The organism is Pseudomonas sp. Pseusp97, from assembly GCF_047304025.1.
In the GTDB taxonomy this organism is placed as follows: Bacteria; Pseudomonadota; Gammaproteobacteria; order Pseudomonadales; family Pseudomonadaceae; genus Pseudomonas.
Genome location: NZ_JBGLYK010000202.1, coordinates 1 through 10,219, shown reverse-complemented (window position 1 = coordinate 10,219; position 10,219 = coordinate 1). Strand labels below are relative to the sequence as shown.

Genomic DNA, 10,219 nt, shown 5'->3' with positions numbered 1-10,219 from the left:
GCGCACGCCGAAGTGGCGCAGCAACTGGGCGGCGCCCAGCGCCCCCAGGCCCATCAGCAGCACCGGCAGGCTGGTGAGCAGGCTGGCAAGGCTGTCGGACAGCTGCGCGTGGGCCTGCAGCGTGTCCAGCAGCGGGCCGATGGAGGCCAGCGCGGGGCGCAGGTTGAGGCCGGCCAGCACGACGGCGAACAGGCAGGCGGCAAGGGAGACGGTTCTAGACATGGCAAACATCCTTCCAGTGGGGCGCCAGCACTTGATCGCGAGGGCAGCGCAGGCGAATATCTCTACATCAAGACAAATTCAATGTATCTCGACATCAAGATAAAAAGGAAGTCCCATGGACAGAGCCGCGTTCGCCGTCGAGCAATGGCACCAGCAGCTGCCCGAGCTGGATACCGATGGGATGCTGCTGCTCGGCCGCCTCGGCGAGGCCGCCCAGCTGATCGCCCGTGATCACCTCAACCCGCTGTTCGCCGAGTACGGCCTGCAACCGGGCGAGTTCGACGTGCTCGCCACCCTGCGCCGCAGCGGCCCGCCGTTCCGCCTCACGCCCACGGTGCTCTACGAGGCGGCGATGATTTCCTCGGGCAGCATGACCAACCGCCTCGACCGCCTGGAAAAACAGGGCCTGGTGCAGCGCATGCCAAATCCGGAGGATGGGCGCGGTTCGCTGGTGGGCCTGAGCGAAGCCGGCCTCGCGCTGATCGACGAAGCCGTCGGCGCACACGTCGATAACCAGCGTCAGGTGCTTGCCGGGCTGAGCGCCGCCGAACAGAAGAAGCTCTCCGGCCTGCTGGAAAAACTCCTCGCCAGCCTGCCCGACGCCAACCGCTGAACGACCGCCTGCCGGCTTCGCCGACAGGCTCTTCACGTACAGGAACCATCGTCCCAGGGCGACTCATGGCCACTGCCCGGTCCCAGCGCCATGTCGTTTTTGGTCATGCCCGCGGCGATTTCGAGCAACTCGCCGCCCACCCGGTGCCTTAGCTTGAGCCCCGCGTGCAGCGCATCGCCGCCGCGCGGAATCCCCAGCCCCGACTCCAGCATCACCGGCTGCGGGAAACTGCGCCCGCCCCATGGCGTCAGCGCGCCCTGCCTGATAATTTCAATAAAAGGCCGTCCGATGAGTGCTCCCAGTGCAAATGGCGCCAATGGCGATCTGGTGCAGGGCTTCAAGCCCCGCCACGAGACCATGCTTTCCATCGCGGGAATCATCGGTACAGGCCTGTTCGTCGGCTCCGGCCACGCGATTGCCGCCGGCGCCATCGCCCTGCTCCTCTACCTCGCCATCGCCGTGTCGCAGCTGCGCATGCGCGGCATCCTCCGCCGGCGCAACCACCAGCTGGTGTTTCGCATGTGGCTGTGCCCCTGGCTGACTTGGCTGGTGATCGGCATCATCAGCTTCATCCTCGCGGTGATGTTCATCATGCCGACGCACCGGGTGGAAGTCAGTTCGACCCTGGCCCTGACGGTGATTATCATCCTGCTCAGCCAGACCGGCCGGCGCAGCTCGCACAGCCGGCCAGTCCCCGTCCGCCGCGCCGTGCGCGGCTGAGCCTGAAGTCCACAAAAAAACGAGGTGTCGATTGGTCGAACGCCGCCAGTTCAGCGGGGCCATGCAGGGCCGCAACCTGCGCTACCTCGACGGTGAATCCAGGGAGCCCGGCCGCCTGGCGCGGGTAGGCTTCCTGCTGCTCGAACACTTCTCCCTGCCCGCCTTCACCCAAGCGCTGGATACGCTGGTCACCGCCAACCTGATCCGCGCGCAGACCTTCGCCACGCAGACCTTCAGCCTCGACGGCGAGTCCGTCACCAGCGACCTTGGCCTGGTGATCTGCCCCGGCGCCACGCTGACCTCGGCGCAGCTCGCCGAACTGGACCTGCTGGTGGTCTGCGGTGGTTTGCGCACCCCCTTGCGCGCGATACCCGAACTGACCCGCCAGCTGCAGGGAGCCGCCGACAAGGGTATCGCCCTCGCCGGCCTGTGGAACGGCGCCTGGTTCCTCGGCCAGGCCGGCCTGCTGGATGGCTACCGTTGCGCCATCCACCCGGAGAACCGCGCAGCGCTGGCGGAGATCGCCCGGCACAGCGAAGTGACCAGCGAGAGCTACCAGGCCGACCGCGACCGCCTCACTGCCGCCAGCCCCACGGGCGCCTTCAACCTGGTGCTGGAGTGGATCAATGCCCGCCATGGCCGCGAGCTGGTGGACGCCATCGTCGACATCCTCGCCTTCGAGGAGTCGCGCTTCCGCCGCACCCGCCCCGCGTTGCACGAAAAGCTCAGCGAGCCGCTGCGCGAGGCGATCAACCTGATGAGCGCGAACATCGAGGAGCCGCTGAGCCAGGACCAGCTGTCGCAGTACGTCGGGCGCTCCAAGCGGCAGATCGAGCGGCTGTTCCAGGAGCAGCTGGGCACCACGCCGGTGCGCTATTACCTGGAGCTGCGCATCACCGAGAGCCGGCGCCTGCTGCAGCATTCCAGCCTGCCGATGTACGAGGTCGGGCTGGCCTGCGGCTTCGTCTCGCCCAGCCATTTCAGCAAGTGCTACACCTCGTTCTACGGCTACTCGCCGTCCAAGGAAGCGCGCTACGGCAATGTGAAGTCGGCGAAGTGATTGCGCCGCAGGAGCGGAGCTTCGCGCGATGTTCTTCTGCGAGGCGAACCCTTCGCGGACAAGGTCCGCTCCTACGAAGGCGGAGCGGCGCGAGCTCTTGTAGCGCGGCCACGGTGACCGCCAGTGCTGGATCGGTTCGCGAGCAAGCTCGCTCCTACAAGGTGATGCCGGCCAGCTCGTCGTAGGAGCGAGCTTGCTCGCGAACCATCGCCCATCGATGCACCGGGCCATCGAAAACGCGTCGCCAACCCTTTCCGGCCCATAAAAAAACCGCGCCCCCTGGGAGCGCGGTTTTCTGTCTTGCGTGACGCGGCGAACCGATCAGCCCAGCGGTGGCGTGCTCGGCGGAACCAGCCGCTTGGAGCCGGTAGCCTCGAAGGCTGCGGCGAAGCGCAACAGCGCCGAGTCGTCATAGGCGCGGCCGGCGAAGGTCAGGCCCACCGGCATGCCGATATCGGCCATCACGCCCATCGGCACGGTGACGGTCGGCACGCCCAGGTGACGGATCGCCAGGTTGCCGTTGGCGACCCAGATACCGTTGCTCCAGGCGATGTCGGCCGATTCCGGATTCACGTCGGCATCCGCCGGGCCCACATCGGCCACGGTGGGGAAGAGCACGGCGTCGAGCTTCAGCTCGTCCATCCAGTCTTCCAGGTCGAGCTTGCGGGTCTTCTCCAGGCCGCGCAGGCCTTCCGGCAGCGTCTCGATCTGGTCCCAGGTCTTCAGGCCGCGCTTGGCCATGTTGACGTACTCGTCCATGCCGGCGACCAGGTCGTCCTCACGGTTGGGCAGGGTGCCGGGGTCGTGGGGGAAGATCTTCGGACCGTCGGCGTCGGCCAGCTTGTTCAGCTTGGGATCGCCGTTGGCGCGGAGGAAATCGTCGAAGGCCCAGCCGGACAGTTCCCACAGTTCGTCGTGGAGGAACTCCGGAGAAACGATGCCGCGGTTGAACACGGTCGGCGCGCCAGGACGGTCGCCCTCGCAGTTGGAGACCAGCGGGAAGTCCACTTCGATGACTTCGGCGCCAGCGGCTTCCAGGGCCTTGCGGGCCTGCTCCCAGAGGTCGATGACCGAGGCGCGGGTGTTGATGCGCTGGCCGGTCGGGCCGCCAATGCCGGGCTTCTCGCTGGTGCCGGCCAGTTCGTCCTTGTTGATGTACATGCGCGGCACGCCCAGGCGCTTGCCTTTGAGCGCCTCCGGGCCGGCAGCGAGGTCCAGGTAGGACGCCGGGCGCACTTCGGCAACAGCGGGAATCGGCACCCACGGTTGCAGGCGCCACAGGTCGCCGCGCTTGTCGGCGTCTTCGGCGACCACCACGTCGAGCACTTCCAGCAGGTCAGCCATGGTGCGCGCGTAGGGCACCACCACGTCCATGGTCGGGGTCAGCGGCCAGTTGCCGCGCACCGAGATCACGCCACGGGACGGGGTGTAGGCGCACAGGCCGTTGTTCGAGGCCGGGCCACGACCGCTGGACCAGGTTTCTTCCGCCAGGCCGAAGGCCGAGAAGCTCGCGGCGGTCGCGGTGCCGGCACCGTTGGAGGAACCGGAGGCAAAGGGCGCGGTGAGGAACTTGCGGTTGTACGGGCTTTCCGCGCGGCCGTAGACGCCACGCTGCATGCCACCGTTGGCCATGGGCGGCATGTTGGTCTTGCCCAGGCAGATGGCGCCCGCGGCGCGCAGGCGCTCGATGGTGAAAGCGTCGCGGTAGGCGATCAGGTCCTTGAAGGCCGGGCTGCCGGAGGCGGCGGTCAGGCCCTTCACCAGGTAGCTGTCCTTGGCGGTATAGGGGATACCGTCCAGCGGGCCGAGGGTCTCGCCACGGGCGCGGCGCGCGTCGGAGGCTTCGGCTTCCTTCAGGGCGTCGGGATTGCGCACGACCACGGCATTGAGCCTGGTCGGGCCATCGTAGGCATCGATGCGCGCGAGGTAGGCCTTGACCAGTTCGACCGCGGTGGTGCGGCCCGACTCCAGGGCTTCACGCAGCTGCGCAATGGAAACTTCGGTTACCTCGATCATGCTTTCACCGTCGGCTGGAGGTGGGTGGGAAGGGGCAGGTCTGCGTCGCGACGGACCCAGACGGCGCAAGTCGGAAAGTGCGTGTTCATCTCGATTCTCTTGTACTTCTGTTACGCGACGGGAGTGAGTGTACCGTCGGCCGGCGGCCTCGTTCAGCGCCCGGCGGATAAACCGGATGCGCATCATGGGACAACGAAAGGCGAATACAGCCGCCAGAGCGCACACACTGGCATGCCCGATCAGAATACACAACAGTCGTAAATTAAAAAAAACGCCCGCCGAGTGGGGGGCTCGGCAGGCGAGATACAGGCGCTGGGGGGGAGCGCCCTGGAGAGTGAATCAGCGAAAGCCCGATGGCAGACACTGACGCAGGCTATTCGCCGCCTGCCGGCGCTGGGCGGGTCGCTGGGGGGAGCGGCCCGCTCGAAGCGGTTTCAACTGTGTTGTGCGCACTGGTAGGCGGCGTCCAGCAGTTCGCCCTTGTCCTGCCAGGCACTGCGCTGGTAGGCGCTGAAGTGGTTGCCGCCAGCGATCGGAGTGACCTGGACGATGCCGCTGGCCTGCAGCGGGTCGGCGCTGCCGGTGAGCAACTGGCGGGTGTCCCCGCTATCGCTGACGAAGGTGGCGGTGCCGGGGGCGAGCCTGCCATCGACACAGCTGAGGTAGGCACTGCTGTCCTGGGCGGTGGTGCCGCCAAGGCTGTCCCAGCTCAGCCGGGTTTCCGAGGTCGCCGCACAGCCGCTCAGGCTGGCCACGGCCAGCACCAGCGAACCCAGGGCAATGCGGGTTATCAGGCGATTGGGTTTGGGGGGCACGGTGTTCATCGATTCTGTCCCTCGCTCGCGGCGACAAGCTCTTGGGGCAGATACTCAGGCCGGCGCGGCCCGCGCACCACTCGATTGCGTCGATAGTGAAGCTCGACGTCATCGATGGTTGCGTGGCTGAGGATGGGCGCGCCGCTGCGCAGGAAGTTCGAACCCTCCCCGCCTCGCCGGGTCGCACATCAGGAAGGCCATCGCTCGCCTTCCATCCCGACGGAGGAGAACACGCCATGAGCTACGACTGGGACCTGATCGAACGCCTGCTGCTGCGCGCCCAGGATTGCGCCGACGAACCCTACAAGGCCCGCGAGTGCGGCGAGGAAGTGGCCGAGCAGCACCGGCTGCAGGGCGAGCCGGTGGAAGGCAGCGTCGACCATCTGAAGAAGGTGGCCGGCGACCTGGAGGGCGACCTCTACGCCAACGGCTATATCCAGGAGCGCCCGCGCGAGCACGGCGGCACGGGCAACAACTTCGAGCTGACCGAGCGCGGCACCGAGCTGCTGACGCTGATCAGCCGCGGCTTCCCGGACCACCTGGTGTTCCGCCAGCTGCTCGACGAACAGGGCGAGGCCGCGCTGCTGCCGGAGACCTTCGACCAACTGGCCGAGCGCGCGACCCGTGACCGGGTGAACGACCGGCCAGAACGCTGACGCGTCAGCTGGCGGGCAACTCCATCAGCATCTCATGCCAGGCCATGCCGCCGTGGTCGGACGCTGACGGCTTCACGTAGCGATAACCGAAGCGCTCGTACAGCGGCACGTGGCGGTCCTTGCACATGAGGTGGATGGTGCGCTTGCCCGCCCCGGCCATGCGCTCGATGAAGCTGCGCATCAGCTGCGTGGCGTAGCCCTTGCCCTGCTGCGCCGGGTCGATCACCACGGACATGATCACCACGTTGGGCGCCGCCGGGTCGTGGCCGACAAGTTCCTTGAACGCCTCGTCGGACATCACCACCTCGTGTGCGCAGCCGCTGTTGATGAAGCCGATGATCTCGCCGCCCAGTTCCATGATCAGAAAGCCCGCCGGGTACTGCGCGATGCGCGTGGCGATCTTCTCGCGGGTCGCGGCCTCGTCGCCCTCGTAGGCGATGGTTTCGATCTCGAAGCAGCGGTCGGTGTCGGCGAGGGTGGCGGTGCGGAAGGTCGGGGCGCTCATGGGGTATTCCTGGCAGTGCAAAACAAGACGGCATGGTAAAGAAACCCGGCCGCCCCGTCTCGCCGCCCTGCCCTGCGGCCACCTCAGTGTTGCGGCAGACGCGCGATCACCTTGATCTCGAAGTCGAAGCCGTACAGCCAGGTCACGCCCACCGCCGTCACCGTCGGATAGGGCGCCGCGCCCCAGTAGTCGGCGGCAACCTGCCAAGCGCGCTCGAAGTTCGCCTGTGGATCGACCATGAACACCGTCACGTCGATCACGTCCTCGAAACTACAGCCGGCGGCGGCCAGGACCGCGTTGAGGTTGCCGAAGGCGCGGCGCACCTGGGCTTCCAGGTCGGGCTCGGGCGAGCCGTCCTCGCGGCTTCCAACCTGGCCGGAGACGAACAGCAGCCCATTGCTGCGGACGGCCGGGGAATAGCGGTTGCGTTCATACAGGGCCTGGCGGCCGGCGGGGAAAACCACGTCACGGTTACTCATCTGCTTGCTCCATCGAGGGGCGCCACGGCCCCGGTTTCAACGATGGAGGCAGGTTACGGCGCGCGGTCTCGGCGATAATCGGGCAACGCTGGCCAGGATTGTTTGTAGAATCCAAACAATCAGCCTTCTCAGCGCCCTTCTTCGTCAGCCAGCCGGAGCCGCCATGGACCGTTTCGATGCGATGCAAGCCTTCGCCCGCGTGGTGGAGACCGGCAGCTTCACCAAGGCCGCCGACACCCTGCACATGAGCCGCACCAGCGTCACCCAGCTGATCCAGCAGCTGGAAGCGCGGCTGCGCGTGCGCCTGATCAACCGCACCACCCGCAAGCTCAACCTCACCGCCGACGGCGCCGCCTACTATGAGCGCGTAGTGCGCCTGCTGGCGGACATGGACGACGCCGAGACCAGCCTTTCCAGCGCCGCCGCCCTGCCGCGCGGGCGGTTGCGGGTGGACGTGCCCACACCGCTGGCGCGCCTGCTGCTGATCCCTGCCCTGCCCGGTTTCCACGAGCGCTATCCGGACATCCAGATCGACCTGGGCGTCAGCGACCGCATGGTCGACCTGATCGACGAGAACGTGGACTGCGTGGTGCGCGGCGGGGAGCTCACCGACCAGTCGCTGATGGCCCGTCGCGTCGCCGACCTGCCGCTGGGGGTGTTCGCGGCGCCCGCCTACCTGCAGCGCGCCGGAGTACCCCGGCACCCTCGCGACCTGGAGGACGGCCAGCAACGCATCGTCGGCTACCTCTGGGCGCGCACGGGCAAGCCGCTTTCCTACGCCCTGCACAAGGACGGCGAAGCCGTGCAGGTCCAGGGCCGCCCGGTGCTGACGGTGGACGACGGCAACGCCTACCTGGCCGCCGGCCTCGCCGGCATGGGCGTGCTCTGGCTGCCGCGCTACATGGCCGATGATGCCGTGGCGCGCGGCGAACTGGTCGAGCTGTTCGCCGACTGGACGATGGAATCCATGCCGCTCTTCGTGGCCTTCCCACCCAATCGCCATGTCAGCGCCAAGCTGCGGGTCTTCATCGACTGGGTCGTCGAGCTGATGGCGCGGCATGCACCGGTGGCCGGGCCAGTGCCGTAATCGGCAGCGACGCGTGCGTGAGCTTGCTCAGGCACGCGTCCCGACCAGCAGCGTCTCTGCCCTGGCGCCCGGCATCATCGCCAGCAAGCCGGCAACCAGTTGCGCGCCGGCCTCTTGCAGCGCCTCCAGCGGCATCTCCGGCAGGCTTTCGAGGATGAACCACATCTGCTGCGCCTCGGCGTCCAGGCGGGTGCGCACGCCCTGTCGCCAGTTCCAGCGGCGGCAGGTCACGCCGAGATCGTCGCGCCAGATGACTTCGCCGGCGTCAGGGGATTCGTGGGCCGGCGCACCGTCCTTCATGGTGTCGAAGTTCTCGTTGCCCTCGGCAACCATCAGCCGCGGGGTGCCGGCGTAGGCGGCGAGGTTTTCACCGCCCACGGGAATGGCGAATTGCACGCTGATGGCGTTGTACAGGTCCACCACGGGGTCGATGCTCGGCAGGCTGCCGTCGCGCAGTGCGCGCTTGCGCAGCGCCTCCGCCGAACAGGGTGTGCGCTGGGGCTTGGCGCCGAAGCGGCGGAACACTTCGGCCCAGGCCGCGAGGTGCGCCTCTCCCCAGGCCGGCTCACCCGCTGCCAGCGCGGCGCAGGCTCGCTGCATGGCTTGCTGCGCCACCTCCGGATGCAGGATCGGCGCAGCTTCCACCGTGATGCTCAGGGCGCGAAAACCCGGAGCGATGGCCGCGACGGCGAGGGCGATGTGGGGCGTGACGGCGAACATGGCGGCATCCTTGGTGTACGACGGGAAACAAAGGGGACGGGCGACGCGGTCCAGCCCCTCAGCGGCGGACCAGGTTGCGGCGGTTGTAGTCGCCCCAGGCAACGGACAGGGTTTTCAGCAGGCAAAGCAAAGCGGTCCATCTGGACTTCATGGTGATTCTCCGAACAGGTCAGCACGAAAGTGCCAGGCCAGGCGCCCGGCCGGGATAGTTCTACCTGCAGCGCGTCTTCGCTGCCATGAAATACCCGAATGAACGATTAGCTGCGCTAATGGAGCAGGAGCGAAATTCAGCCTTGCTTATGCACCTCACCAGCTTACGCGCAAACCGATGCTGCCCGACAGCGACTCCTGGTTTTCGCTGTCGAGGTTGCTGCTGTAGGCGGCCGAGGCATACAGCGAGAGGTCCGGCGAGAGCCGTGCGGCGATGCCAGCGCCGATATCCATGGAGCTGCCCTGATGGTCGGTACGGATGGCATCGGCATGGTCGTAGACCACTGCGTCACGGCCACCGAAGTTGTGCCAGAGGTTGGTGCGCAGCCAGGGCTCCAGTGGCGTGCCGTTGACCAGGTAGCGCCCCTTCAGGCGCGCGCCGAAGCGGCCGGTGTAGTACTCCTGGTTGTCGAAGGAAACGTGGGAAATACCGTCGTCGTCGCTGTCCAGCGAGACCTTCTGGACGATCACCTGCGCCTGCGGTTCCACCGCCCAACGCTCGCTCAGCGGGAACGGCTGGCCGGCCTCGGCGGAGACGGCCCAGGCCTGGCCGTCGAGATCGAGCCGGTAGCCTCGCGCCGAGCGGCTGCGGCCGTCCAGGCGCGTGCCCATGGCGACAAGGTCCAGGTAGCCGCCGGTGGCGTGGGTCAGGGTCCAGTAGGCGCCGAGGCTGTCGCCGTCCAGGCCGATGTCGCCGCTGTAGCGATCCTCGAAACCGAGATTGAAGCCCTTCACATCCCCATCGATGTTCGAATGCCCGAGGAACAGGCCGGCACGCTGGGAATATCCATTGCCCATGTCGAGACCGAACAGGTCGTGTCCCACCTGGAAGCCGTTGAGGTTGCCGTCGAAGCGGGGGGAGACGGTCCCCGACCAGCTCTGCCGCAGGCTCTGCCCCATGCCGCGCACCCAGCCGGCTGGCAGGGCGCCGGTTTCGCCGAGCAGGCTCTGTTCGCCCTGGCGCTCGTGGAAGGTGCCAATGGCATTCATCACCAGCAGCGAAGCCGCCGGCGGCACCGCCGAATAGACCGGAACCTCCGGACGATACAGCACGATGGTTTCCCCGGCGCCCGGCGTGGGCAGCGGCGGCGTGCCCGGCGCCGCCACCGGGGGAGT

The 10,219-nt window shown here is 67.3% G+C and carries 12 protein-coding genes and 1 pseudogene; 5 read left to right on the top strand and 8 right to left on the bottom strand.

Going from position 1 to position 10,219, the window contains the following annotated elements:
- A pseudogene (locus tag ACCC94_RS23930) lies at positions 1-222 on the bottom strand (MFS transporter); the annotation flags it as partial.
- A 115-nt stretch (positions 223-337) separates the two neighbouring features.
- Between ACCC94_RS23930 and ACCC94_RS23925 the strand changes: the two are divergent.
- Entirely contained in the window at positions 338-835 is a 498-nt protein-coding gene (locus ACCC94_RS23925) for a MarR family winged helix-turn-helix transcriptional regulator (RefSeq protein WP_413352094.1), read from the top strand.
- Positions 836-867: 32 nt separating this feature from the next.
- Here ACCC94_RS23925 and ACCC94_RS23920 read toward each other — a convergent pair whose 3' ends face one another.
- Positions 868-1,047 carry a hypothetical protein gene (locus ACCC94_RS23920; protein WP_413352093.1) on the bottom strand — a complete coding sequence of 60 codons (180 nt, stop codon included), beginning with the start codon at positions 1,045-1,047 and terminating at the stop codon, positions 868-870.
- Positions 1,048-1,123: 76 nt separating this feature from the next.
- Here ACCC94_RS23920 and ACCC94_RS23915 point away from each other — a divergent pair, with 76 nt between their 5' ends.
- Both ACCC94_RS23915 and ACCC94_RS23910 read left to right on the top strand, forming a co-directional pair.
- A complete protein-coding gene (locus tag ACCC94_RS23915) occupies positions 1,124-1,555 on the top strand; it encodes a hypothetical protein (protein WP_413352092.1) in 432 nt (143 codons plus the stop codon).
- A gap of 61 nt (positions 1,556-1,616) precedes the next feature.
- Entirely contained in the window at positions 1,617-2,615 is a 999-nt protein-coding gene (locus ACCC94_RS23910; protein ID WP_413352095.1) for a GlxA family transcriptional regulator, read from the top strand.
- Positions 2,616-2,936: 321 nt separating this feature from the next.
- Here ACCC94_RS23910 and ACCC94_RS23905 read toward each other — a convergent pair whose 3' ends face one another.
- Positions 2,937-4,631, bottom strand: a complete 1,695-nt coding sequence (locus ACCC94_RS23905) for an amidase (RefSeq protein ID WP_413352091.1) — start codon at positions 4,629-4,631, stop codon at positions 2,937-2,939.
- A 434-nt stretch (positions 4,632-5,065) separates the two neighbouring features.
- Positions 5,066-5,455 (bottom strand): hypothetical protein, encoded by a 390-nt coding sequence (locus ACCC94_RS23900; protein WP_413352090.1) that lies wholly within the window; start codon positions 5,453-5,455, stop codon positions 5,066-5,068.
- A 227-nt stretch (positions 5,456-5,682) separates the two neighbouring features.
- Here ACCC94_RS23900 and ACCC94_RS23895 point away from each other — a divergent pair, with 227 nt between their 5' ends.
- Entirely contained in the window at positions 5,683-6,102 is a 420-nt protein-coding gene (locus ACCC94_RS23895) for a transcriptional regulator (protein WP_088417354.1), read from the top strand.
- A 4-nt stretch (positions 6,103-6,106) separates the two neighbouring features.
- Here ACCC94_RS23895 and ACCC94_RS23890 read toward each other — a convergent pair whose 3' ends face one another.
- Both ACCC94_RS23890 and ACCC94_RS23885 read right to left on the bottom strand, forming a co-directional pair.
- Positions 6,107-6,607, bottom strand: a complete 501-nt coding sequence (locus ACCC94_RS23890) for a GNAT family N-acetyltransferase (protein ID WP_413352089.1) — start codon at positions 6,605-6,607, stop codon at positions 6,107-6,109.
- 83 nt (positions 6,608-6,690) lie between these two features.
- On the bottom strand, positions 6,691-7,086 hold the full coding sequence (locus ACCC94_RS23885; RefSeq protein ID WP_413352088.1) for a RidA family protein: 396 nt from the start codon (positions 7,084-7,086) through the stop codon (positions 6,691-6,693).
- 163 nt (positions 7,087-7,249) lie between these two features.
- Between ACCC94_RS23885 and ACCC94_RS23880 the strand changes: the two genes are divergently transcribed.
- Positions 7,250-8,173: a LysR family transcriptional regulator gene (locus ACCC94_RS23880; RefSeq protein ID WP_413352087.1), complete on the top strand. Its 924-nt coding sequence runs from the start codon at positions 7,250-7,252 to the stop codon at positions 8,171-8,173.
- A gap of 27 nt (positions 8,174-8,200) precedes the next feature.
- On the opposite strand, the gene ACCC94_RS23875 is transcribed toward ACCC94_RS23880, so the two are convergent.
- Together ACCC94_RS23875 and ACCC94_RS23870 are read right to left on the bottom strand one after the other, a co-directional pair.
- A complete protein-coding gene (locus tag ACCC94_RS23875) occupies positions 8,201-8,893 on the bottom strand; it encodes a B3/4 domain-containing protein (protein ID WP_413352085.1) in 693 nt (230 codons plus the stop codon).
- 306 nt (positions 8,894-9,199) lie between these two features.
- Positions 9,200-10,219: autotransporter outer membrane beta-barrel domain-containing protein (locus ACCC94_RS23870; RefSeq protein WP_413352084.1), on the bottom strand; the 1,020-nt coding region annotated here is incomplete at its 5' end.